This window comes from Prevotella amnii CRIS 21A-A, assembly GCF_000177355.1.
GTDB lineage: Bacteria > Bacteroidota > Bacteroidia > Bacteroidales > Bacteroidaceae > Prevotella > Prevotella amnii.
In genome coordinates, this window is sequence record NZ_ADFQ01000085.1 from 65,129 (window position 1) to 90,442 (window position 25,314).

General features: G+C 37.0%; 25 protein-coding genes, 1 tRNA gene and 1 pseudogene. 4 read left to right on the forward strand and 23 right to left on the reverse strand.

Annotated features, from left to right (window positions below):
- Positions 1-41: 41 nt before the first annotated feature.
- The 7 genes from HMPREF9018_RS07700 to HMPREF9018_RS07730 all read right to left on the reverse strand — a co-directional run bounded on the left by HMPREF9018_RS07700 (position 42) and on the right by HMPREF9018_RS07730 (position 7,668).
- The gene (locus HMPREF9018_RS07700; protein ID WP_008450208.1) at positions 42-1,547 is read right to left on the reverse strand and encodes a hypothetical protein; all 1,506 of its coding nucleotides are present in this window, start codon (positions 1,545-1,547) and stop codon (positions 42-44) included.
- Positions 1,548-1,552: 5 nt separating this feature from the next.
- On the reverse strand, positions 1,553-3,886 hold the full coding sequence (locus HMPREF9018_RS07705; RefSeq protein ID WP_100067237.1) for a TonB-dependent receptor: 2,334 nt from the start codon (positions 3,884-3,886) through the stop codon (positions 1,553-1,555).
- A gap of 612 nt (positions 3,887-4,498) precedes the next feature.
- Positions 4,499-4,574 (reverse strand) — tRNA-His (locus HMPREF9018_RS07710).
- 89 nt (positions 4,575-4,663) lie between these two features.
- Positions 4,664-5,032 (reverse strand): preprotein translocase subunit SecG, encoded by a 369-nt coding sequence (secG, locus tag HMPREF9018_RS07715; protein ID WP_008450123.1) that lies wholly within the window; start codon positions 5,030-5,032, stop codon positions 4,664-4,666.
- An 11-nt stretch (positions 5,033-5,043) separates the two neighbouring features.
- The gene (locus tag HMPREF9018_RS07720; RefSeq protein ID WP_008450073.1) at positions 5,044-5,829 is read right to left on the reverse strand and encodes a hypothetical protein; all 786 of its coding nucleotides are present in this window, start codon (positions 5,827-5,829) and stop codon (positions 5,044-5,046) included.
- A gap of 18 nt (positions 5,830-5,847) precedes the next feature.
- Positions 5,848-6,348, reverse strand: a complete 501-nt coding sequence (locus tag HMPREF9018_RS07725) for an LptE family protein (protein WP_232724663.1) — start codon at positions 6,346-6,348, stop codon at positions 5,848-5,850.
- A gap of 75 nt (positions 6,349-6,423) precedes the next feature.
- The gene (locus tag HMPREF9018_RS07730) at positions 6,424-7,668 is read right to left on the reverse strand and encodes a sigma-54 interaction domain-containing protein (RefSeq protein WP_008450206.1); all 1,245 of its coding nucleotides are present in this window, start codon (positions 7,666-7,668) and stop codon (positions 6,424-6,426) included.
- 214 nt (positions 7,669-7,882) lie between these two features.
- Here HMPREF9018_RS07730 and HMPREF9018_RS07735 point away from each other — a divergent pair, with 214 nt between their 5' ends.
- Positions 7,883-8,569 (forward strand): response regulator transcription factor, encoded by a 687-nt coding sequence (locus HMPREF9018_RS07735; protein WP_008450153.1) that lies wholly within the window; start codon positions 7,883-7,885, stop codon positions 8,567-8,569.
- 96 nt (positions 8,570-8,665) lie between these two features.
- On the opposite strand, the gene HMPREF9018_RS07740 is transcribed toward HMPREF9018_RS07735, so the two are convergent.
- Together HMPREF9018_RS07740 and HMPREF9018_RS11125 are read right to left on the reverse strand one after the other, a co-directional pair.
- Positions 8,666-10,000 carry an MATE family efflux transporter gene (locus HMPREF9018_RS07740; RefSeq protein WP_008450160.1) on the reverse strand — a complete coding sequence of 445 codons (1,335 nt, stop codon included), beginning with the start codon at positions 9,998-10,000 and terminating at the stop codon, positions 8,666-8,668.
- Positions 10,001-10,019: 19 nt separating this feature from the next.
- Positions 10,020-10,160: a hypothetical protein gene (locus tag HMPREF9018_RS11125; RefSeq protein ID WP_008450196.1), complete on the reverse strand. Its 141-nt coding sequence runs from the start codon at positions 10,158-10,160 to the stop codon at positions 10,020-10,022.
- Between the two features lie 112 nt (positions 10,161-10,272).
- Here HMPREF9018_RS11125 and HMPREF9018_RS07745 point away from each other — a divergent pair, with 112 nt between their 5' ends.
- On the forward strand, positions 10,273-12,465 hold the full coding sequence (locus HMPREF9018_RS07745; protein ID WP_198506729.1) for a S9 family peptidase: 2,193 nt from the start codon (positions 10,273-10,275) through the stop codon (positions 12,463-12,465).
- A 113-nt stretch (positions 12,466-12,578) separates the two neighbouring features.
- Here the strand turns inward: HMPREF9018_RS07745 and HMPREF9018_RS07750 are convergent, their stop codons facing one another.
- The 8 genes from HMPREF9018_RS07750 to HMPREF9018_RS07785 all read right to left on the reverse strand — a co-directional run bounded on the left by HMPREF9018_RS07750 (position 12,579) and on the right by HMPREF9018_RS07785 (position 19,116).
- Positions 12,579-12,968 (reverse strand): PqqD family protein, encoded by a 390-nt coding sequence (locus HMPREF9018_RS07750; RefSeq protein ID WP_008450194.1) that lies wholly within the window; start codon positions 12,966-12,968, stop codon positions 12,579-12,581.
- Between the two features lie 27 nt (positions 12,969-12,995).
- Positions 12,996-13,481 carry a hypothetical protein gene (locus tag HMPREF9018_RS07755; protein ID WP_008450188.1) on the reverse strand — a complete coding sequence of 162 codons (486 nt, stop codon included), beginning with the start codon at positions 13,479-13,481 and terminating at the stop codon, positions 12,996-12,998.
- Between the two features lie 6 nt (positions 13,482-13,487).
- Positions 13,488-14,375 carry a hypothetical protein gene (locus HMPREF9018_RS07760; RefSeq protein WP_008450094.1) on the reverse strand — a complete coding sequence of 296 codons (888 nt, stop codon included), beginning with the start codon at positions 14,373-14,375 and terminating at the stop codon, positions 13,488-13,490.
- Positions 14,376-14,428: 53 nt separating this feature from the next.
- Positions 14,429-14,863 (reverse strand): hypothetical protein, encoded by a 435-nt coding sequence (locus HMPREF9018_RS07765; RefSeq protein ID WP_008450176.1) that lies wholly within the window; start codon positions 14,861-14,863, stop codon positions 14,429-14,431.
- A 6-nt stretch (positions 14,864-14,869) separates the two neighbouring features.
- Complete coding sequence (locus HMPREF9018_RS07770) at positions 14,870-16,966, reverse strand: protein-disulfide reductase DsbD family protein (RefSeq protein ID WP_008450124.1); 2,097 nt, start codon at positions 16,964-16,966, stop codon at positions 14,870-14,872.
- Positions 16,967-17,206: 240 nt separating this feature from the next.
- Positions 17,207-17,917, reverse strand: coding sequence for a UMP kinase (gene pyrH, locus HMPREF9018_RS07775; protein ID WP_008450178.1), 711 nt, complete (start codon positions 17,915-17,917; stop codon positions 17,207-17,209).
- A gap of 28 nt (positions 17,918-17,945) precedes the next feature.
- A complete protein-coding gene (locus HMPREF9018_RS07780) occupies positions 17,946-18,734 on the reverse strand; it encodes a biotin--[acetyl-CoA-carboxylase] ligase (protein ID WP_008450080.1) in 789 nt (262 codons plus the stop codon).
- Between the two features lie 16 nt (positions 18,735-18,750).
- Positions 18,751-19,116, reverse strand: a complete 366-nt coding sequence (locus HMPREF9018_RS07785) for a YraN family protein (protein ID WP_008450143.1) — start codon at positions 19,114-19,116, stop codon at positions 18,751-18,753.
- 82 nt (positions 19,117-19,198) lie between these two features.
- On the opposite strand from HMPREF9018_RS07785, the gene HMPREF9018_RS07790 reads away from it, so the two are divergent.
- Positions 19,199-19,651 carry a nucleoside deaminase gene (locus HMPREF9018_RS07790; protein WP_039864667.1) on the forward strand — a complete coding sequence of 151 codons (453 nt, stop codon included), beginning with the start codon at positions 19,199-19,201 and terminating at the stop codon, positions 19,649-19,651.
- A gap of 23 nt (positions 19,652-19,674) precedes the next feature.
- Here HMPREF9018_RS07790 and HMPREF9018_RS07795 read toward each other — a convergent pair whose 3' ends face one another.
- From HMPREF9018_RS07795 to HMPREF9018_RS07805, 3 genes are all read right to left on the reverse strand, one after another.
- On the reverse strand, positions 19,675-20,250 hold the full coding sequence (locus tag HMPREF9018_RS07795; RefSeq protein ID WP_008450086.1) for a UpxY family transcription antiterminator: 576 nt from the start codon (positions 20,248-20,250) through the stop codon (positions 19,675-19,677).
- Positions 20,251-20,319: 69 nt separating this feature from the next.
- Complete coding sequence (locus HMPREF9018_RS07800) at positions 20,320-21,069, reverse strand: phosphoribosylanthranilate isomerase (RefSeq protein WP_008450156.1); 750 nt, start codon at positions 21,067-21,069, stop codon at positions 20,320-20,322.
- 3 nt (positions 21,070-21,072) lie between these two features.
- Positions 21,073-21,873: an indole-3-glycerol phosphate synthase TrpC gene (locus HMPREF9018_RS07805; protein WP_008450167.1), complete on the reverse strand. Its 801-nt coding sequence runs from the start codon at positions 21,871-21,873 to the stop codon at positions 21,073-21,075.
- Between the two features lie 273 nt (positions 21,874-22,146).
- Between HMPREF9018_RS07805 and rpe the strand changes: the two genes are divergently transcribed.
- Positions 22,147-22,797 carry a ribulose-phosphate 3-epimerase gene (gene rpe, locus HMPREF9018_RS07810; RefSeq protein WP_008450135.1) on the forward strand — a complete coding sequence of 217 codons (651 nt, stop codon included), beginning with the start codon at positions 22,147-22,149 and terminating at the stop codon, positions 22,795-22,797.
- A gap of 78 nt (positions 22,798-22,875) precedes the next feature.
- On the opposite strand, the gene HMPREF9018_RS10495 is transcribed toward rpe, so the two are convergent.
- The 3 genes and pseudogenes from HMPREF9018_RS10495 to HMPREF9018_RS10760 form a co-directional block, all read right to left on the reverse strand.
- Entirely contained in the window at positions 22,876-23,472 is a 597-nt protein-coding gene (locus tag HMPREF9018_RS10495) for a DUF6359 domain-containing protein (protein ID WP_008450191.1), read from the reverse strand.
- Between the two features lie 599 nt (positions 23,473-24,071).
- Positions 24,072-25,130, reverse strand: a complete 1,059-nt coding sequence (locus tag HMPREF9018_RS07820; RefSeq protein ID WP_008450183.1) for a relaxase/mobilization nuclease domain-containing protein — start codon at positions 25,128-25,130, stop codon at positions 24,072-24,074.
- A pseudogene (locus HMPREF9018_RS10760) lies at positions 25,114-25,314 on the reverse strand (plasmid mobilization protein); the annotation flags it as partial. The gene HMPREF9018_RS07820 and the pseudogene HMPREF9018_RS10760, both read right to left, overlap by 17 nt.

Below are 25,314 nucleotides of genomic sequence, written 5' to 3' on the forward strand. Positions count from 1 at the left end.
TGTCTATATCTTATAGGCTTCTCATAGATAAGCACTATTTTTTACATGACAAATATATTCTTTCTATTTCTCGAGATTAAATAATCTTTAGAGAAGAAATACTTCTTTATAAGGTCTGTGCCCATCTTAGGGTAATACTTAGAGAAATCTTGCACAAACTTGTCTTCACCGTCATTCATGTCGGCTATAACACGGAATGTTAAAGGAATGTCGATGTCGTGATTGCTCCACTCTGATTTTATCTGATTAAAGTTATAAAGACCTGTTTCTGCTCCTTGGTGAATACTGCCTGCTATCTCTGGGGCTTTCACATTAGCTTCAGGATCTTCATTACCATATTTAGGCCAAATAGTAATCTTACTATTCTTACCTTCTGCTGCCTGCTGCGAAACTATATTACACAGGCTAACCTGTAAGGCAAACTCTGTATTAGCCTGCTTAAACTGCATAACGCCTTTAAAGCCCATACGATCTAAGAAGTTAGAATTGCCTGTACCTATCTTACGCATCTGATGTAAAAGCTCCACAAAGTCGCCCTGACGCTGTCTAAGAGTGTTTGTACCATCTGTTACAACACCACCATCGCCACTACCCTCTTGGTATTCATAGCCTAACTGATGCTCAAAGGGGTCGGTATCACGATACTCGTATTTAAAGAGTTCGCTTGCTTTTTCGGCTGCATGAGGCACACTGATAGCCTGATAAAACCTATGACCATTCCACTCTGCTGTGTTATCTTTCAAAGAAGGGAAGTCGTTAACAGCCTTTGCTATTAAGGTGGTATCGTATTTGACTGGCTTTAAAGCATCTCCATCTAAAGGACCTGGCACGGCGTTAGTAGTGGTAATATCACATCGCTTTAGCTTATCGCCATCTTTTTCAAAGGTAAAGTCTGTATAGAAAACAGGATCTTTACCTAAGGTATGTGGATAAAAACCTTGCTTGCTGTCGCTCTTTATGGTTTTACCATCTATGCTGTAACGATGTCTTAACACCTCGTTACCAATGGTAAAGAAATGCTGATGCTGCACCAAGGTAGAGTTTTCATAGTCTGGAGTACCATTTTTATTATAATAAAACTGGATAAACTCACCGTTTATAATCTGGTGATTAGCCCCATAATAGGTAAGCTCAAGACCATAATATACATCGTTTGACGCTACAACATCGAAGTGGTCGCGCTCGCTGGTTATCTGCATCTGGCCATCATCGCCCTTGCTAATCTCTATCTGTTGCATTAAAGGATAGTTGCCTACGGCATCGGTATTAACACTTATCATGTTATACGAATCCTGATTGTAAGTGTTATCTATACTATTGTCGGCACCAAAGTTGCCCACCTTTATATTACCGCCCTTAAAACCCATTCTAAGAACAGCACTTACGGAATATATCTGTGAGTGGCCTTTACCATTATACTCGATAGAAGCAGGTGGTGCCTTTACTACACTCCTTAAGAAGTCGTCTACTTTATCTGTAGAGCAAGATGTTAACAAGCTGCCACATGCTAAAATAATAGAGTATATAAATATTTTATATCGTAACATTGTCTTTAAAATTTAATTAGTGTACGCAAAGAATAGTTCATACCACGCTCGTGTGCATAATATCTAAAGCGGTCGGTATATTCTTTATATAATGTATTAAGGATATTGTCTCCTATCAACATAAACTTAACCTCTCTCTTGCCAGGCAGCTTAAATGTAACATCAGCCGATGCTCCAAGCAAGAAATAAGGGTCTGGCGATACGGGTACCAAATCTTTATTAGGATCGAAACGGTTTTGCTTTGTAACATAATTGCCTGATAAAGAGAAAGAAGCAACTGTCTTTTTCTGTTTACCAAAAGCTATGTCATAGCTTGTAGACAAGCCGTATTTATCCGAAGGCATGAATGGTAACCAGTCGTCGCGGGTAACGTTACGAGCAAAAATCCATTCACCTTTAGCCACTACGCTCAAACCTTTAACAGGCTTTACAGTAGCCTCTACATCGCCACCAAACAACCTAACATCGTCTTGGTCGTACATAAACTTAGCATACTTTCCGCTCGGACTGTTATGAAAACGATCCACACCATAACCTATATGGTCGTATATGTAGCTATTAATGCGCTGATAAAACATACTTGGCTCTACAGATATCCATGTGTTACGATATCTTGCGCCCAAAATAGACTTCCAGCCACGCTCACTCTTTAGGTTTCTGTTTCCCACTACCCAGTAAGAACCTTCCTGAAGACCAATGGCATAAAGCTCATTAATATCTGGTGGACGCCATGACCAACCTATGTTAGCACGCATATCCCAATTGTCATTAAACTGGTAATGAGCTGCGAAACTTGAGGTAAAATTACTATATACCTTAAAGTCGTCATAATAGTTGTAAGCGTTTAGCGTAGTGTAACCACTTACACTCATAACACGGAAATCGTAACGCAAGCCCAGCTCACATTGCAGCTTTTCTAAGAATGTAGCCTTTTGCAGCAAGAATGCACCCATGGTAAGGGCAGCAAAGTTTGGCACAAAGGCAGGATTTCTTGTACCAGGGAAATTATAATTAGACTGATATGTGTTAGCTAACCCCGCAAAAGTAGACATCTTGAAAGGCTTCCACGTCTTTTTATAAGAAAGGTCGCCCTTATAAGTCTTTAAGATAAGGTCTTGCATAGGTATAACGCTCCACTCTTTCTTCATACGATTTTCATATTCCTGACGCAAATTCTCTTGGAAAGACACCGTAAGATCTAACGTCTGAGTTGGGTCTATACGATATTTTACCTCACCTTTTAACGTAAAGTGTTGCGACTGCTGGAAAGGTATACCTATATGATAAGAGAAAGGCTGCAATGACGACTCTAACGGACGCCCTATGCGGAAACGCTCCTGAAGCTGTGTAAGGTCTGATATCTGGCTACCAAAATATATTCCTTCGCGCTGATAAAACAAGCTCGCAAGCACTGTTGCTGTAATATGCTTATTCTCAAAGCCTCCTAAGGCAGACATGCTTATATTATTATAGCCAGTGTTATTCATTATATATTCCGGAGTATGATAATCGCCACCTTTGGTATAATTGCCATGGAAACGCACACCAAAATTTTTCCAGCCTGCTTCAATACTTCCTGAACCGCTCACACCGCGTGCGTTAGTATCGTAACCTATATTAGCTACTCCCTTTACTATAGGCTTCTTATGCCCATAAGGTAAAGGAGCGTCGTTAAGCAAAACAACACCACCCATAGCACCAAAACCATAACGTATACACTCTGCACCCTTTACTACCTCTACCATACTGGCACCAGTATAGTCTATCTCAGGCGCGTGGTCGTTACCCCAGCTTTGGCTTTCGAGCTTCACACCATTATTCATAAGCAAAATACGGCTACTGTGCATACCTTGTATAACAGGCTTTGCAACGGTGCTACCTGCACTAATAGAGCTAACACCAGGTATAGTTTCCAGCATCTTAGCAAGCGAAGTGGCACCTCCCTTTTCCAAAACGCTCTGATCTATGGCAGCAGCTTGCTGCAAAGTGTTAGTGTGCCTGCGCTGAGTAGTAACGGTAACACCTTTCAGCGTCTGTGCATCTTCCTTTAACCTTACAGTAACCTTAGCACCGTCTTGCATGTTTACAAAAATAACACTGTTTTTGTAGCCAATGTAAGACACAGTAACTTTTGATTTACCCGTACTTTGCTTAAACACTAAAGTACTACGTCCAGCTTGGTCAGTTACACAAGGATTATCTAAATCGCTACTACGTATCACCGCTCCGGGAATAGGATCGCCGGATTGTGAGTCCACAACAGTAATAACGACACTCGCCTTATCTGACGCAGCCATTACGGACTTTTCTTGATTAACCACAATTCCGGCATAGGTCATATTGCTAAAAAACAATAAGGATACTAACAACAATGTTTCCTTCACAATCTTTCGCAAACTTAACCCGCACACCTGTGGATGTCGAAAATTTCTTAACATTTTTATTTAGTTGATAATATAATTTGATGCAAAGGTATAGTTCTTTTTTCTATCTGTTTAAAAAGAGCTATCACCAAAAGTAGGTATTTTTACAAAATAGCTATCCTAATAAATGAGGATAAAAAAGATTTATATTTTTCTTTACAACCACAAAAGTGGTAAACCCCATGTTTTACCACGCTTTAAGGCATATATAGAAGAAGAACAGGGGAGGTATAGATAACAAAAATAGGTTATTTTTGTAGTGTTTTTAATCTATTTTTAGTATAAAAATAGATTATTTTTCATCATCGGCTATAATCCTTTTTTTATAATAAAAACACCTTTTACCTGATTATACATTATATTTCTTCTTTTAAGAAAACATCACAGGTGCTGTTTTTTCGATTTAATCCATAAAAAAACTAAAACCGCTGCTCTATTTTTTATATACACTAAGCTAAGAAAGGACGCTTGGTAGCAAACAAAAAAAAAGTGAATACCTAAATATTAGGTATTCACTTGCTTTTCACAGGGTGGAAGGTGGGACTCGAACCCACGACATTCAGAACCACAATCTGACGCTCTAACCAACTGAACTACGTCCACCGTATTGAGTACTTATCTAAAGCGAGTGCAAAGATACAAACTTTATTTGAATACTCAAAATAAATATGAAAAAAAAACGTCTTATCCTTTTTATTTCTTTGCAGGAGCTATTGGAGCAGCTTGCTTAGTAGGGGCAGCCTGCTTCTGCTGACTTGCACCAAAGTTAGGCAAGTTGTTAGGGTTAGTAGGCTGATCGCTTGTAGCAGCTTTCTCTATAACGCTTTCATCAGTGCTTGCCGTAGGAGCAACGTAGGCACTTGCTATACTAATTATTACCATTAAGGCAGCAAAAGTCCAAGTGGCTTTCTCTACAAAATCGGTAGTCTTACGGACGCCCATAATAGCATTAGAAGAAGAGAAATTAGACGACAAACCGCCACCTTTCGACTCTTGTATCAATACAATACAAATCATTAAAAGAGCTATAACTACAATTAAAACAATGAATAAAGTGTACATCTGCTACTGTATTATTTTTTATTATTATTAATGATAAGTTTCTCTAAGAAACGTATTTGGTCTGCAAAGTAACGATTTTTTTTTGGATAATCCAAATTTAACCGTGTAATAATTTCCAGTGCTTTAGAATATCTACCTTGTTTGATATAGATGCGTGCCAAAGTTTCGGTGAAGTAGCCAGCATCTTCTGCATCATTGCTTTCGTCCTCTTGCGGCACATTTTCCTCTTCCTTATCTAAGGCGTCGTCCTCTTCTCTATGCAAGGTTATCTTACCACCGTCGTTATTAATAAAATTGTCTATCAGCTCTTGTCCCTTAAGCTGCTGCTCTTCAGAAGAAGGTGTGCTGCTTTCTGCCTTTAGCAAATATGCCACATAGTCTACCGTAGCATCAGCCACAGTGGGCTTTTCGCTTGAAGAGGAGCCGCCTGAAGCATTGTCATAATCTTCAGGTATCTGGTCTAAGAAGCTATCAATGAGCGACGTTGTGCGGTCTTCAGGGGCTGCATCGTCTTTCTTAAGGGCTGCGTCTTGACTTTTATGAGCATCATTCTTTTTTTGTATCAACTGATAATGAACGCCTTCTACAATATCAAACAACACCCTTCTATCGGTAATATACACAGCAGCACGACGCAGCTCTTCATCGAAAGTAGGCTCATGGAGAAGAAACAAGTTCTTTAAAAGCAACACTCTCGCAGGCTGATAATAAGGATATAAGGCTATTAGGTTACGTAGCTCATAAAGCGTAGCCTTATCAAGAAGCTCTGGATGAGATATTAAAGATGTAATGTTCATTATAAATAACTTTTCCTATTACCAGTTAGCTAATGTAGCATTAAAAATCTGATCGGTAATATTTTTTATCATTTCCTCCACCAACTGCTGCTGAACGGACTGAAGGCTCTTTGTAGACTCATACGTAGATGTGGCTGTAAACTGACGCTCAAAGTCCTCTTTATGGTTAGTAGTGTTAGTAAACCTCACATTCACCGTAATGGATAGCTCTGTTTGAGAGGAATTTCCCTCACTCGAAATGCTCTTATTACGCTGCTGATAGCTAACTATCTCGCCCTCTACTCTCAAGTCGCCACCACGTTTTACTTGCTGTAGCTTAGTATGATTAGCATAAATATCTTTCAAAGCATTATTAAACATCGGACCCATCGGACCCCACACATAAGCAGAACGGATAGGAAAATCGGCTATCTGTATAGTATGCACCTTAGCATAATCTACACTTGCACCATTAAACTTATAACTTATCTTACACGCCGCAAGCAATGTTGTTACCATAACACACCATAGAAAAGCCATTAACAGCTCTTTCCCCGTTACCTTATATATATACTTAAATATTCTCATCATAGCCTCTTGGTTTCCCCTAATTTATTATTTTGCTAATTTCTCTAAGCCATATTGCTTAATACGGCGGTATAAGGTCCTATCGCTAATGCCTAACTCCTGCGCTGCTTTCTTTCGATTACCATTATTACGAATAAGAGCTTTCTCTACCATTTGCCTGCCTATATCGCTTAGGTTAAGAGATGAAGGCTCTGATATTTCTTCAGCATCTGCCTCTTCTACTGCCTCTTCATTAGCTGTTTCGCTGGCAAGGGGAGCCTTACTTGCCACTGCTGGGACATTGGGCGTGTGTGTAGAGGCAAAAGAATGGGCTGTAGTGTGGACAGCACCTTCCTCTAACTGCTTACGCATAGAGTTAAGATCGCGCCTCAAATCGCTTACATTACCTCGCAGCTCATAGAGTATCTTATACAACATCTCACGCTCATTCTCGTATGAGTGAGAGCTACCAGAGCCTATAGTAGCTAACTGAGTGCTCTCTTGGTCGCGCGGAATAAACTGTAATAACTTCTCAGCGGTAATCTCAACATCTTCGCTCAATATGGAAATCTGCTCTGTTATGTTCTTTAGCTGACGCACATTGCCCGGCCACTTATATTGTAACATTATCTGCTTAGCCTCATCGGAAAGCACAACCTTTGGTAAATGGTATTTCTCTGACATCTGCATAGCAAAAAGGCGAAACAGTAACAAAATATCATTTCCACGGTCGCGCAGTGGTGGCATCTGTATAGGAATAGTGTTTAAACGATAAAACAAGTCTTCTCTAAACTTACCCTCGCTAACAGCTTTACGCACATTTACATTAGTAGCAGCAACAATACGGACATCGGTCTTACGTATGTCTGTGCCTCCTACACGTATATACTCACCAGTTTCTAATACGCGTAACAAACGAGCCTGAGTAGCCATAGGCAGCTCTCCCACCTCATCGAGAAAGATAGTGCCTTTATTAGCTATGCCAAAATAGCCCTCACTATCGCCTATAGCTCCTGTAAAAGAGCCTTTCTCATGCCCAAAAAGCTCGCTGTCTATAGTGCCTTCGGGAATGGAACCACAGTTGATAGCTAAATATTTCTCACGCTTGCGAGGAGAGTTGTCATGAATAACACGAGGAATAATCTCCTTACCTACACCACTTTCACCAAAGATGAGCACAGACAAATCGGTAGGTGCTACCTGCAAGGCTACATCTAAGGCACGATTAAGCTCTTTATTGTTACCTACAATATTATATCGCTGCTTTATTTTCTGAAGTTCAGTTGTATTCATTGTAATGACAAAATTACATCTTTATTTTTAATATTCTGCAATTTTGGCAGACTTTTCACTCTACAAAGTTATCCTTTTTACGTATTTCAGGAAAAACTTTTCTAACATTTTTATATTATATAAAACAGTTTTGGAAAGGTATTTTTTATGATGTTTTCTGTTATCTGATTATTTTTAATAAATTTGTAACACAAAAAAACAAAGTATAACCCTCATGGAAAAAAGTAAGATATTAGTGGTAGACGATGAGCAAGACTTATGTGAGATAATACAATTCAACCTTGAAACGGAAGGATACAACGTAGAAACAGCCCATTCTTCAGAAGAAGTATTAGCTCGCAACGACCTCTCTTCGTTCCAATTATTTATATTAGATGTGATGATGGGGCAGATGTCTGGATTTAAGCTATCACAAAAGCTTAAAGAAAACCCTACTACCTCTAACGCCTCAATAATCTTTGTAACAGCTCGCGACACTGAAAACGACACTATAACGGGGCTTACACTTGGAGCAGACGACTATATATCAAAACCTTTCTCTGTGCGCGAATTGATATTAAGAGTAAAAGCTGTTTTGCGACGAAACAGCAATATTAATACAGATAGTGCTAATCTGATAACATACAAATCGCTATCGCTAAACCTTACCACAAAGCTTCTGCTTATAGACGGCAAGAACATTAACCTTACAAAGACAGAATTCGACTTGCTTAGCTACCTTTTAAAACACCCCGGAAGAGTGTTCTCGCGCAAAGAGCTGCTTAAAACAATACGTAGCAATGATGTTATGGTAGTGGATAGGGTAATAGATGTAAACATTACTCGCATCAGAAAGAAGTTAGGCTCTATGGCAAAAAACTTAGTTACACGGCAAGGATTTGGCTATTGCTTCGAGAAATAAGCATACCAACATAAGCCTCTACCCTGCATACAATAATAAAACAAACATCTTTACACCACTATCCCTACTAACACCCATAACACAGCAGCCTTTTAGCTATGAGCAAATAGCAGTATTATGCCTTATCCACCAAAGCTCTACAACGCCCCGAGTAAGCAGAAAAGATAAAAAGCCCAGCCATAAAGCATCGTTATAAAGCTTACCACGAAGCATGAAATAAACTAAGAAAAACATAGCAGCAGCTATAAAACACGACCAAAGCATACCCTTAGTTTCGGTTAATCCCACAAAGATACCGTCCATAATAAAAGCCGTTACACCAGCAATAGGTATAAAACAAGCCCAATACAAATAGGGTAAAGCAGAGGATACTACCTTATCATCGCTTGTAAGCAAATGAAGGAAACGCAAACCTCCAAAAGTATAAAGAGCCGTAAAAAGCAAGGCAACAACACCTCCAAAGATAAAAAGCTGCTTTATTAACAAACGTAAAGTAGACACATCTTTTGCTCCATAATACTTACCCGAAAGAGCTTCGGCGGCATAAGCAAAGCCGTCCATGAAGTAAGAAAAGATAGTAAAAAGCGTCATTAAGAGAGTGTTTACAGCTAAAATCATAGTGCCTTGCAAGCCGCCTGCCTTAGTAAAAAACATATTAACTATAACAAGACATAACGTTCGTAAAAAGATATTCCTATTTACTGCAAAGAAATCAAGCCAAGCCGCCTTGCCCTTAATAGTCTTAATATACACTTTCTTGTAATAAGAAACACTAAAAGCATTAAGATGTAAGCCCCTAACCTTACGATATGCCATATAAAGAGATAAAAGAAAGCCAAACCATTGGGCAAGCAACGTGCCAGTAGCAACACCCTCCATGTGCCAATTTAGCAAGTAAACACAAAAAAGCGAACTAATGATATTAACTACATTTTGTAATATAGCTATAAGCATTGGTGTGCGAGTATCTTGCATTCCTATAAACCAACCCATAAGACCATATAGCCCTAACATGGCAGGCGCACCAAAAATGACTATGCCAAAATAAGTGCTTGCTAAAGAAACCGACTCTAATGGGACATCTAAAACAAAGAAAAGACCCTTACATAACGGCACTTGCATTAACACAAACACACACCCCATACCTAAACCTATAGTCAAAGAACGAAGCAACAAAGCAAGACACTCAAGCCTATCGCTCCTGCCATAAGCCTGTGAGGTTAAGCCACTCGTTCCCATTCTAAGAAAGCCTAATAGCCAATACATAATATTAAAAGCCATCGTTCCTACTGCTATCGCACTAATATACGTCTGATCTCCTATATGACCCACTATAGCAAGATCTATAAGACCTAACAAAGGAATAGTAATATTACTTGTTATAGAAGGTATAGCTAAACGGAGAATCTCCTTGCTACGACTATTAAACATAAGAAAAACTTACTTTATTTTATTTGCGGATATAATCTTTAGCCACTAAATCATAATACAACGCCTCTAATTCGGCTAAAGAAAGACGCTCTATAGAATGTTCTAAAACACGTATCAACTCCATCTTTCGGCTATCAGCTTCTATCTTATCAAAATTCATATCCAAACTATTATTTATTTTTTTAATGAACAAAATTAGCTGTTTCGATGCTAAATACAAAAGTTTATAGAGATAAATTCGTAATTTTGCGATAGATAAAATAAAATAAAATATGAAACGTTTTCTACTTATGTGTGCAACAGTATTAACCACACTCCACTCCTTTGCAGGAGAACCCATTGAGCTAAAGGATTGTACTAACGGCTCTTTTGCTCCGAAATACATCCAAGGTATTAACCCCCTGAAAGGCTCTTCTGAATATGCCCAAATATCAGAAGACCATAAAAAAATAATAAAATACTCGTTTAAAACAGGAAAACAAACGGGTGTTATCTTTGATATAAATAACACAAAAGGGGAAAATATAAAAGAATTTGATAACTATAAAATATCAGAAGATGGCTTAAAACTGCTCATTCAAACCAACACGAAGCCTATATACAGGCGGTCGTTTACTGCCGAATTCTATCTATATAACGTTACTACAAAAAGCCTTAGTAAGCTATCTATAAACGGTGCACAACAAATACCTACTTTCTCACCAAACAGCAAATACATAGCCTTTGTGAGAAAAAACAACATCTTTATTACCGATGGAGAGAAAGAAAAACAAATAACATCTGATGGAGAGTTTAACAAGATTATCAACGGCTTACCTGACTGGGTCAATGAGGAAGAGTTTGGATTTAATAACGCCTTAGCGTGGAGCGCAGACAGCAAAACACTTAGCTGGATAAAATACGATGAAAGCAAAGTAAAGACATACTCTTTACAGCTTTTTCAAGGAGCATACCCTGCTTTAAGCAAATGTAGAACATACCCCAGCCTATACACATATAAATATCCGAAAGCGGGCGAAGATAACTCTATAGTTACTGCATGGACTTATTCCTTAACAAATGGTAAAACCATGCAGTATAATCTTCCACTAACTATAGATAGCTATATACCTCGCATAAAAACAACAAGCGATGCCTCACGTATCATAATATACACCATGAACCGTCATCAAGACGAGCTTAATCTTTATGCAGCTAACCCTACTACGGGGAAATGTGCTCTAATAATAAAAGAGAGTGTACCTAAATATGTAAAAGAAGAGGCTATGGCAGGGGTTTGTATTATGAAAAATTACATATTAATACCATCTGATAGAGATGGTTATATGCACCTATATCTATACAGTAAAGATGGTAAACTCATTCGCCAAATAGAAAAAGGCAACTATGATGTTACCGCTATATATGGCTACGATGAAGCTACAGGCAACACATACTATCAAGCAGCAAAAAAAAGTCCGATGACACGCGATGTGTTTGTTGCAGATAAGCATGGCAAGGTTACTTGCCTATCACCAAAAACGGGCTGGAATATCGCTCATTTCTCTGGTGATTATAAATATTTTCTTAACACATGGAGCGATCGCAACAATCCCTACGTCTACACCATTTACGACAAAAAGGGGAAAATGGTACGCGAAGTCCTTAACAACGAAGAACTGAAAAACAAACTAAAAACATTTGAAAACGCCCCAAAAGAGCTATTCTCACTAACCACAAGCGAAGGTATAAAACTCAATGGGTGGATGATAAAACCTGCTAACTTTGATGAAACAAAAAAGTATCCCGTACTAATGTTTCAGTATAGTGGACCTGGAAGTCAGCAAGTTACTGACAACTGGAGCATCGGATCTATGGGGAACGGTGGACTATTCGATTATTATTTATCGCAAAAAGGCTTTATAGTAGTGTGTGTAGATGGTAGAGGTACCGGTGCAAGAGGAGCAGACTTTGAGAAATGCACTTATCTGAAGTTAGGCGAGTTAGAGTCAAAAGATCAGGTAGAAGCAGCTAAATGGTTAGGCAAACTATCGTATATTGACGCTAATCGCATAGGTATTTGGGGCTGGAGCTTTGGAGGATTTAACACGCTAATGAGTATCAGCCAAAGTGCTAACCGCGTTTTTAAAGCAGCAGTAGCTATAGCTCCTCCTACTGATTGGAGATTTTACGACTCTGTTTACACCGAAAGATACATGCGCACGCCTCAAGAAAACGAAGCCGGATACGATATAAATCCTATAAAGCGTGTACACAACATGAACACAAAACTTCTGTTATGCCACGGCCTTGCTGATGATAATGTACACCCACAAAACGTTTTTGAATATTCAGAAGCGTTAGTACAAGCAGATAAAGACTTTAAGGAAAACATCTTTACTAACCGTAACCATGGCATTCATGGAGGTAACACACGCCACTTCTTGCTAAGACAAATAGCAGAATGGTTTGTTAATAACCTGTAAAAACATATATATAATAAATCTTTATAATTACTCCTTACAATGTAATATTTATATACTATAACAAGTAACTATAAAGACTTATTATGTAATGTAGTAAAGATTATGTTCTAACCTTATAGCTTAAACAATCTTCTAAAAAAGCCTTTTTTAGGAGATTGTTTTTCTTTTTCCTTAGAAAGATTATCTTTCTTATCCTCAGTCTTTCTCTTAATAGTTACTACAGGAATGTCATCTCCTTCTATAATACCCATTTCACCCCAATTATATACTAACTCTTTTACATCTGCTTTTGCTGTATCTTCGTCAATATCGTAAATGCTGCAAAGATGCTTTACAAGATCTTCTATGGTAAAAGTCCCCAAGCGTTGTGCTTCTTTCCATAATATTACAGAACTTTTATTCATAGAAATAATATTACTAAAGTCGATATTCTCTTCACCTTCAGCCACAATAAGCTCTTCACCACATACGTTGCGAAGATTAAATCCGCTCTTTACCTTCATAGTTACTTTTCTTTTACTATATGTCTTTTAAATTGTTCCAAACAAAGGTATCCATACATGACTATAAATACCTAATAGATAACGCCTTATTGGACGAAGAAACATCCACAAAGCACTATATATCTTCCACTTTCTTCCTGTAGTTTTATCTAAGCTTTCTCTACCTTTTCGGTAAAATCCTACCACAGCACCTACAACATTATCTCTCTTACAAGTCTCTGTAACAATATTGCCATCGCCAAGCAATGTAATATCATCTCCCTGTATAGATATTATCCTATGTAAAACAAAATGATTGGGAAATATTTCACATAGCACTGGTTCGCCAACAGATATTGAAGAAGGCTTTTTTAAAACGGCTTTATCCCTACCACTTTCAAGGAAAGGTCGCATAGAATATCCTTTTAAAGGTATGGTTACAGAATATCCTTCTTTTAAAAGTCTAACTACCTCTGGGAAAAACAAGCCATTCGGAATATGTAAATCTTCTCTTTCTACATTTTGTTTATTCATAAACGTTTACTTTTTTGCAATAGTATTATAACACACCTCGGCAGCTTCTTTATTTGGCAAACAATGCAAAATATATAACTTACTCTTCTCTACTACTTTCGTAATAGTATTACAAACAAATTCATGTATCTCATGATCCCACTTCATAGAAGAACACGACGGGAATAAAGAAGCAAAACCTTGTATCGGAGTAAGCTCCTCTATCCAATTACAAGTATCACGAGCTATACGCGTAATAGCTCCAAGCCTTGCTTTCACATTACGATAACAAGGCGTCTTACCACTCCACGGACTTCCATATATCCATACCTCTTCATTTATAATTCGCACTATAGGGTTGTCATCGTTCATCAAATCACAATCGGGAATATAACGCAGCCACATACTTACTTGTGTAGATTTCCCTGTCCCACTCTTTGCTATAAACGCATATCCATACCCATTATTACGCACTAAAGACGCATGTATTAATAATGTCTCATGTGATGCTGCTGCCAAAGAATATGAAAGCATTAACGCATTATTTAAACCAAAAGCACGACTTACACTGTTACCTTCTACAGCACATACACACTTAGAAAAAGTCTTATCTACATGTAAAAGACAACATTTAACATTATCTATATCTAAAAAAGAAAATTGATAACCGCCCCCTTTTATATGGTCTACTATAATATCACCATTACCTGTATCAAAATCTCTTATACGCTGGAGCTGATTAGCTGAAAGCGGAGACAGCTTTTCTTTAACAATAACCTCTAACACTGCATCTCCATCAATATTATCTACTCTAAATGGCTCTAAAGACGGCAATAAATACATATCATCATGCCCACTTTTTTCAAAAATTATGCGAACAGTTAATTCTGCTATACAAAAATTATTGATACTCATTTCTTTATCTTTTAAGTGGTTTTCCTTTTTTTATATACAGGTCATTGCTATCTTTATTCTATAGGCTTGCTGATAGAATATGCAAATTCGCTTATAGGAATAGTTTCTATAAAATACCTATTAGTACCCTTTGCCTTACCTTTAGATATAGGCAGATATTTCTTTTTTATTGCTAAATATTTTTTGTTTATCTCTGCTTTTGTCGTAGCATACACTGTTACACATGTGGGATATAAAGACCTTTTCGATGTTTGTAAGTAATTACGTAATTGGAAAGAATAAGCACTTCTACCCACTAAGAAATGATTACGATCATTGTTTACATAAGCATTCACTTCCTGAATATCTGTAAAATATACCGTAGAATCATTGAAAGAAGCAGCAAAACCAAACATATATATCTTAGCAGGTAGATAACCTTTAGCTTTAGACAACGACGTAAATCCTACTATAAAAACTAATATTAATACTAACTTTAATAATCTCATATCTTTTTATTTGTTTTTCTTTTTTGTATAATTATCTAATCCTTTATCAAGAAAATCTAAGTAAGCCGAAACATCTTCCTTAAAAGCATAACTATTATTAAGAGGTTTACCCATATTATCTAAAGGAACGTAGAAAGGCTGTGCAAGATAACCAAACTTTGTTTCTTCTAAATGACTCCACTTATCTCCCACAGTGTGCAGAGTACGTTCTGTACCATCTGAACGTTTTACCTTAATAGGTTCCTTTAAAGGGGTTTTATCATCTACATAAAGAGATATTAGAACATAATCTTTCATAAGCTTATCTGCCACACGATTATCGCTCCACACTGAAGATTCCATCTTACGACAATTAACACAGCCAAAGCCAGTAAAGTCTAATAATACAGGTTTACCTGCTGCAGCAGCCGCACGCATACCCTCATCATAGTCGGTAAAAGCGGCATGTACTGTTTTAGGAGCTAAATTAAAGTCCTGCGTATTGATAGGAGGAGCAAAAGCACTAATAGCCTTACACGGTGCTCCCCATAAGCCCGGTATCATATATATTGTAAAAGCTATAGAGAGCAATCCTAACATTATAGCAGGTACTGGCATATATTTCTTATCAGAATCATCATGAGGGAACTTAAAGACTCCTATAAGATACAACCCCAATAGACCAAAAATTGCTATCCAAAGTGATAAGAACACTTCACGATCAAGCAAATGCCAACCATAAGCAAGGTCGGCTACAGAGAAGAATTTCAAAGCAAAAGCCAGTTCTACGAACCCTAATACTACCTTTATCATATTCATCCAAGACCCTGACTTTGGTGCTTGCTTAAGCCATGTGGGAAATAAAGCAAAGAGAGTGAATGGTAAAGCTAATGCCAAAGCAAACCCAAGCATACCTATAGCTGGAGCTATATAATCTCCACTGGTAACAGCCTGTACTAAAAGTAAGCCTACCACAGGAGCTGTACATGAAAAACTTACTAATGATAGGGTAAAAGCCATAAGAAAGATTGATAACAATCCTGTCGTAGCAGATGCTTTATTATCCACCGCATTTCCCCATGATGATGGTAATGACAGCTCAAACCACCCAAAGAAACTAAACGCAAACACCACTAACATTAAAAAGAAAAATATATTAAAAGGTGCATTGGTAGCTAAAGCATTAAGACGTTGTGGTCCAAAGATAGCTGTTATAAATAAAGCCAATCCCATATAAATGACAATAATAGATATACCATAAGTAATAGCATCGCGTATGCCTTTCTTACGATCATTCTTAGCCCTTTTAAGAAAAAAGCTTACCGTCATTGGTATAATAGGCCAAACACATGGAGTGAGTAATGCTACTAATCCCCCAACGATACCCATTACAAAAATATACCAAAGCGACTGACTTTGATCCTCTGGTATTTGATTAAAAGACTTAAGCTCTTTTATAACAGGAGTCCACCATTGTTTTTCTACAGACATAGGTTGTGCTGGTGCTACTATAAGCGCCTTTGCAGAATCGGAAATAGCTTCAGGGGTGAAACTGCTATCTTTTTTTTCTGAAGCTGGCAAATCTACATTATCTATAGTAACCGTTTGGGGAGCTTCTTTCTTTGTAAGTTCTGTTTCTATAGCCTCTTCTTTATCAGGTAAAGTTGCAGGGCCATTACCCTTAAAATCGAACTCAACATCAGTAGGAGGCATACACGACTCATCATTACACGAGCCATACTCTAAATAACCTTTGATATTATAAACCTTGCCTGTTATCTTATACTTCTGAATAAAAGTAACTTGTTTCTCAAAATAACGTAGTTTCATTGAGAATACAGGATCATTTAAATTTATTTCTCTTCCCTTTGCTATAAGTTTGCCTATAGGCTTTACACCTATAGCCTTCTCTATTGTTAAGCTGGTAGATATTGGGCCACCTGCAGGTAAGTCAGTAGAATAAACATGCCAACCATCATTAATAATGCCTTTAAACATAATATGCAGCTCTGTTGGAGATACTTTTTTCTGCTGAACACTAAAATGCACTGGCTGCCCTTGAGCGAAAGTAAAAGTAGAAACAAATAGTAGTATAAAAAATAATAAAATTTTAGTTATCTTCATATTATTGGAAAATAATCGTTTGCATTACAAATATACAAAAAGAATGATAAGATTGTCCGAAACAGAACTGTTAATAAAAACGAAAAGATTAAAGGAAAGATGCTTTTCCCTTAATCTTTTATATTATTATCAATTTTAAAATATTTAAAAAGTCCTATTTTCATCTATCTATAGCTCTATAAGTATTTTTATTATAATCTTCTTTATTATATAAAATAATTATTAGTTTATAAACATAATTTAGTTATGCACCAAAGTGCCAATATCTTCTCCCAGTATAACCTTTCTGAGATTACCTAAGACGTCCATATTAAAAACATAAATAGGTAGATTGTTTTCTTTACACATAGTAGTGGCTGTAAGATCCATTACTTTAAGTCCTTTTTTATAAATATCATCATAAGTTATTTCAGAGAACTTCGTTGCCGTAGGATCTTTTTCCGGATCAGCAGTATAAATACCATCTACACGAGTTCCTTTAAGCATTACATCTGCCTCTATCTCTATGCCTCGAAGGCTCGACCCTGTATCTGTTGTAAAATAAGGATTGCCTGTTCCTGCAGACATTATTGCTACAGCACCATGCTCCATAGCCTCTATAGCTTTCCACTTACTATAAAACTCTCCTATAGGCTCCATACGAATAGCAGTAAATACTTTAGCCTTTGTGCCAATAGCCTCAAGTGCAGAGCTAAGCGCAAGCGAATTGATTACAGTAGCGCACATACCCATCTGATCTCCTTTCACACGATCAAAGCCTTTCTGACTACCACTTAGCCCTCTAAAAATATTGCCTCCACCTATCACTATTCCTATCTGAACACCCATATCATGCACTTCTTTTATCTGTTGAGCATAGTCATTTAACCTTTCAGGATCAATGCCATACCCCTGTTTCCCCATCAAGCTTTCACCTGAGAGCTTTAATAAAATACGTTTAAACCTTGCCATATATCTTCTTTTATTATAATTCTTTTTTTTATAAAACAAACTCTATTTCTTTGAATAAATACGACTTAACAACACCTTCACGTGTTCGCATTATAAGATGCCCGTCATCTTCCACTTCTACTATAGCTCCTTCAAATTTACCTTGAGCATCTCTATACCAATGAAAACCTTTAGAGTGGTAAAGGCTTTCATGATACAAGCCACTGATACCATCATACTCCCCACCCTCAATATATGCAAAATATCGCTGAAAAGATTGTAAGATTTCCTTTAAAAGATGTGCCTTATCTATATCGTGCCCTATAATCTGTGCTAACGATATAGGATTAGGTATATCTGACGAGAAATGAGTTTGATTAACATTTAGCCCTACTCCGAATATAAAATCCTTAATATGTCCGCTTACTATCTTGGTTTCTATTAATGTGCCGCTCAGCTTATAATCTTTCCAATAAATATCATTAGGCCATTTAAGAGAAATGTTTTCTGGAACATATTTATTAATAACCTCTTTCAATGCTAAAGCTCCTGCTTCTGCTAAAAGAAACTGTTGACGAAGAGGAACACGTGATGGGTGTACCAATACAGAAAAAAGCAAGTTCTTTCCAGCTTCGCTTTCCCACTTATTAAGCCCTTGACCACGCCCTGCTGTTTGATAATCTGCCACAACAAGTGTTATCTTTTCACCTTCTTCGGGCAAGTAAGTACGTAAATATGTATTAGTACTATCTACCGAATGTAGACTCACTATCTTATAATCGACTGGCACTTTCTGCTTTGCAGAGAATATATTCTTGATATTTTTAAACAATTCCATTTCTAATTCTTCATATTTATATAAAAGGTAAGAAAGCGTCTGTTATATGATTTATCTGCGGTTCTCCCTCCGGAGTGCCCACTACGGTAACAATATCAAACCTTACATCATAGCCTCCTCCATACTTTTTTATAAAAGCATTAGCAGCTACGGATAAAGACTTTATCTTAGACGCATTAACGGCTGTACTTGCTTCGGCAAAATCCTCATTACGACGTGTTTTTACCTCTACCATTACCAAGACATCTCCCATCGCTGCTATTATATCTATATCACGATGACCACAACGCCAGTTCCGATAAAGTATGGTATAACCCTGCTGTTGCAGATAATCGGCAGCAGTGTTTTCTCCCCACATTCCTAAATCATTATGATAAGCCAAAACTGTTTAATCTTTTTTTTATCTTACAAAGATATGTCTTTTTAATGTATATTCAAAATAAAACTTGTATTTTTGCAAATATATGAGTGCTGAAGAAGATATAAAAAAAGACCTCTACTATATGCAATTTGCCTTAGAAGAAGCTAAGCAGGCATATAAAGAAAAAGAGATACCCATAGGAGCTATCATTGTATGTAAAGATAGAATAATAGCACGTGCACACAATCTTACAGAAAGATTACACGATGTTACCGCTCATGCTGAGATGCAAGCCATTACTATTGCTGCTAATGAGTTGGGGGGTAAATATCTTGAGGGTTGTACCCTTTATGTTACTGTAGAGCCATGCATCATGTGCGCCGGTGCTTTAGGCTGGTCGCAGATGAAACGCATAGTCTTTGGCTGTATAGACGATAAGCGCGGATATCATACGTATGCACCTAAGGCCTTACACCCTAAAGCAAATATTATAGGTGGAATTATGGAAAATGAATGTAAAGAGCTTATGCTTAGATTTTTTAAAGAAAGAAGATGATGTTTATTCCACTTCCTTTTAATCTATTCTACCCCTTCAATAGCAACACAACACCAGCGAGATACCTTTAACATTACTCCCATTCCCGGCACTTCTTTAAGAAGATAATATTTCTTATTCGACCTTACTAACCTTCCTGTCATGCCTTTCATAGGACCATATTTCACAAAAACCTTATTACCTACCTTTAGCTGTGCCTCCTTTTCTGTTAGAAATTTACGAAGCGTTATCTCAGGATTACACATTAAACGAAAGTCGTACATCTGCTTAGAAGGAATGAGAGCAAACTGACTATTATCATCTATCTTACGAATAACACTTATCTTAAACTTAGCATTTAAAACCGACTTCTTAAAAGTATCGTTATCCATTGTTTGCTTAACAAACAAAAAATTACGTATAACAGGCTTAAGAATATGCCCCACTCCACCCTCTGGCTTCATTATTTCAACATATTCCATTGGTACAAAACACTCGTAACCAAACGACTCAAAGTATGCTTTAACATCTTGCAACGACTTAGTAAAAAGACGAATAGCATACCAAGGAAAACCATCATTAGCAATAACCTCTGTTGAAGAACTTGAAAGATCTACCATAATCTACAATGAAAACAAAAGCACAACCTATCACAAGACAACACCACTCTTAATAAAAAACCAAAAAAACTACTCCAACCTACAAAGCTTATTTATAAATCCTCGCAACTTAACTATATCTTTTAAAGCTGGAGCCGTCTCAAACTGGCTATTAACATTAATACCTATACACAAAGAATGTTTTAAAGAATGTATCGCCTTTACATCATGCTCACCTATAGAGCCACTAAGAAAGAAAGGTGTACTACCATTATACGAATTTAGCAAATTCCAAGAAAAACGCTTTTTATCATCATCTGCCTTATTACTTTTAGCATCAAAAAGGAAATAATCAACATGCCCTTCATAATCTGCACATTGCTTAAAATCGGATTTTGAAGCCACTCTTATGGTTTTTATTATTTTAATGTTTGGACGTATATCAGTACATATCGTACGACGAAAGTTATCTATCATAACAGGACTTTCAGAGCCTGAGAGCTGAACGATGTCCAAATTGAAATTTACTACTCTGCTAACTATTGTTTGTGGCATATCATCAGCAAACACTCCACAAAGCTCTATTTCTTTATCCTTTATTATTTGTGCTAAATTAACTTTTTTGTTACAATCTAAAGAGCATATATCAGGCATAATACCGGTCTTTGTAGACAGCTGCTTAACATACCTCACACTATTTGGACAAAAACTTAAACCTATAATATTTGCACCTGCAAAAATAGCATCACTTATGTTTTGTGCATCACACATACCACAAACTTTTATCTTTTTAGGTATAAAAACATTGCTGTCCTTATTAAATAATTTACTAAACATCATAAGCTACTCTTTTAAGTCTTTAATAAATTTACATAACGCATCACCCGGAGCTTTCTCTTTCATAAAAACTTCACCTATTATAAAGCCTTTAAAACCTTCTTTACGAAGTTCCTTCACCATTTGAACACTACTAATGCCGCCCATACTCACTAACACCTTATCTTTAGGTAAACAAGGTGCTAAATGAAAAGAGTTATGCACGTCGGCATGGAAAGTTGTTATACTCCTATTATTCACACCTACAATATCTGGCTGAAAAGAAAGATAATCTAATTCCTTTTCTGAATTGATTGTAAGCAAAACCTCTAACCCCAAATAATGAGCCGACTCTATGAGGTGCTTACACTCTTCTTTACTAATGCAAGAAGCCATAAGCAATACTGCTGATGCACCACAATATTTAGCTTGAAGAAGCTGATAATCGTCTATAACAATATTATTATACAAAATAGGACATGTTACACCGCTCTGCCGAGCCTCTTGGATATGCTCGTCATATCCACCAAAAAACTGCCTATCAGTAACTATGCTTATCGCAGAGGCTCCTCCCTTTTGATAACTAAGAGCAGTCTTTCCCGCTCTTGCCGCATCATTTATCCAGCCGTGCAAAGGGCTATGCCGCTTAAACTCTGCAATAACACCTGTAGAAGAACCTCGTAAAGCCTCGCCAAGAGAAGAGCCTTCAAACAGATATTCATTATTCTTATCTACATAAGCATACAGCTGCTTAATAGGTAAAAAACGCTTCCACTGCTCAAGCTCTATACGTTTAGCTTTTACTATTTCATCTAAAATATTGTTCATAACACAAAGATAATAATTTTATTTGGTTAAGTATTTATTTTTTTTAATGATTTACAACGTGAAACAATATAAAAGCATTATTCCATAAAATATATTGCTCAATATAAAAATATTATGTAACTTTGATTTCCATTATGGTAAATACTTTTATAAAAGTATATATACAAAAAGAATTTATTCAAAAATACAACGATAAAATAATATTATTTTCATAGCAGACTATCTTTTAAAAGAACTTTCTGCTGAAACAAATTATCTCTTTTAATTATAATTATGTCAGTTATTGTTTCACCCTCATTACTATCTGCCGATTTCCTTCATCTCTATAAAGACATAGAGATGATTAATAATAGCGATGCCGATTGGCTTCATATGGACGTAATGGACGGTAGCTTTGTGCCTAATATCTCGTTTGGATTTCCTGTTATGAAAGCAGTAAGCAAGGTCTTAAAAAAGCCTATGGACGTACACCTAATGATAAAACACCCCGAAAACTATATTCAGCAAACTTTAGATTGTGGTGCTGCTATCATGAATATCCACTACGAGGCTTGCATACATCTACACAGAACTTTACAAGCCATAAAAGCTACGGGCATGAAAGCAGGAGTAACCTTAAACCCTTCTACCCCTGTAAATGTATTAGAAGATATTATAGAAGACATTGACATAGTACAGATTATGAGCGTCAACCCAGGATTTGGAGGACAATCGTTTATAAAAAGTTCTCTAAAGAAGGTACGAAAGCTCAAAGCTCTTATAGAAAACGAACATTGCAATACCCTTATCGAGGTAGATGGAGGAGTAAATGGAGAAACTGCACCTTTACTAATAGATGCAGGGACTGATATTCTTGTTAGTGGTAGCTATATTTTTGGAAGTAAAAATCCTTATTCTACTATCAAATCGCTAAAAGCACTATAAAAGCAAAAACTTATATAAAAGAATCCTAAAAACAAGAAGTAAATACTTAGCTATAAGCATTTTGCTTCTTGTTTGCTATTATATCTCTTCCCAAAACGCACATATACCAACATAATCCTTCATGCCAATAACACCCGAAAAAGCTTGCTTCCTACCAAATAATAACAATTTACGACCTATATTATCTGAATGCTTCTTCAAATTATATTTATTCTTATTAGAAACTTTACTTAAGCATAGAACCATAACTTTGCTAAGATCTCTTTCGTCTTTATTATCAGCCAATAATATATATAAACCAGAAGTAAAAGGAGCGTTCCATTCTACATCTTTTAGATTTCTCTTAAAAGCACCTATTATATATCCTACCACATACATTTTTTCATTATTCGGCACAGTAGTAAGAAATTTATATACACTCATAGGGTGCTCCATATCATAATTTTCTGATGCCCCTCCCTTACCTGTACCTTCACCGTTGTTAGGCGACTTGCCTGTACCATTACCGTTATTAGACGAACCGCCTTTACCTTTTTGGGGCGGAACATTGTTTGTAGGAGGCTTTGGCTCTGCAGGCTCTTCTTTTTTTATATCATCTTCTTCTATAATAGGTTTTTCACAAGAATATAACGCTAAACAACCTATAAAAAGAAGTAAACAAGCTATCTTTCTCATATATTACATATTTAGAAGCAAAAATACAAAAAGTTTTTTTATAGATTGGCAATAATTATATTTATAAAACACAAAAAAAAAGAGGTTGGTGCAGGACGCTACCAACCTCAGCGTGATTTTAAAAGAAAGTCAAAATCACTTGAAAAACATATTGCAAATATAAAATAAATCAATTATATATCCAAATAAAATTATAACAAACGATAGGTTTTAACATTGTTATCGAACACAAGGAAAAATATTTTCCAATCTTTATATTAATTCATTGCAAACATATTATTAATACGCATATAAGGACATATTCATATAAAAAGAATATTTTTATGATATATAATGGCAGCCTTTTACAGGGCAAAACAGTATGTTTAACAGGGCAAGATGATTTCTAAAATACAACTAATTGGAAATAAAGAAGTTACCTTGTTTGTTAAACTGAATAGGTAACGATTTGGAAACGAGCGAACTACTTGGTGTTGCTGTTTTCTGCCTAACAAAGAACGCTTGTTATTCTGTCTGCAAAGATAATACTTTGTTACCGAATAACAAGCGTTTATGCTAAGAAATTCTTTGTTTTGCGTTTTTTTGTAAACTCGTATGGCTTATAGTTTTCTCCCTCGTTTCTTTCTGTTCGCTTGGTATCTGAGCTTGCGCTGCCATGCTGCTTCGGCATAATCATCGCCCTGTGCGGATGGTGTAATCAAATCGCCTAACCCTTCCACAACTTCATCGGCTGCACTAACAATGGTGTCTGCCACTGTACTAATAGAATTCTGCACTTGTGGTGTGTCATTGTCTCGTGAGATAGAGGAACGGCTTTTGGATACGAGTTGATAGCCTGTATCAGGCTGTTCGTTCTTTTCTGTCGGTTCTTGTATTGTGTGGTGTGGTTTCTTAAATTCTTCTTTGTTTGTTGGTTCAAAGTTTCTTTGCAAGGAGTGGTAGCCGAATTCCCTGCCGATTTCCGATGCCTTGAAAGATTGTCCTGTGTATGAGAATTTCAAGCCATAGACCTTGCCCTGCTTGTTCTTCATGCGCTCTATGGTTATTCCCTGCCTGTTCAGCTCGTAGAGGAACATGGAGTGTCCCGTGATACCTGTGCCTTTGTATTTTTCAAGTAGGGCATAGCAAATCTTCTGAACCTGCTGCTTGGTCTGTTCCCTCGTGGGATTTACTTTCGCCTTCTGATGCTTCCTTTCTGCTTTGACTTCCTTTGCAATAGTCAAGCCTTTCTCCCTGCTGATTTCCTCTGTAATCCTTGCAGCCTTGTTGCTTACAAAGGTAGTGTCATAGACTTCTCCATATAGGCTGATGCGATTGGCGATAATGTGGATATGCCTGTTGTCGGTGTCCTTGTGCGTTACCGCCACCCATTGATGGTTGTCAAGTCCCATTTTCTTGGCAAACAGATGGGCTATTTGGGCAAGTTCAGAAACTGATAGTTTCTTCTCGTCCTTTGGCGCAATGCCGATTTCGATGCGCAGGAACTTGTTTCTGCATCTGGTATTGTAATCGCTGACCAACTTCATTTCCTCGTAAATAGCCTTTGATTCTCTGCAACAAAGGTTATGGAAGGCAAGCCGATTGCCCAGCTTGCCTTCTCTAAAGATATAGTCCAATGCAGTACTTCCGTGTGCTATCGCCTTACACTTTCCTATCATATCTCGGCAGATTTAAGACCTTATATATATCGTCACCAATGCGAAAGTGAGGGTCGAAAAAACGCTTAAATGCTTCTTTGGCACATATCGAAAGGTTCTTGGTTATCGACACCCCATGACTCGTCCTTTATCCTGATGAGGTTGGAAACCTGTGCATAGTACATTCCCGTTCGGTGGAGTACGG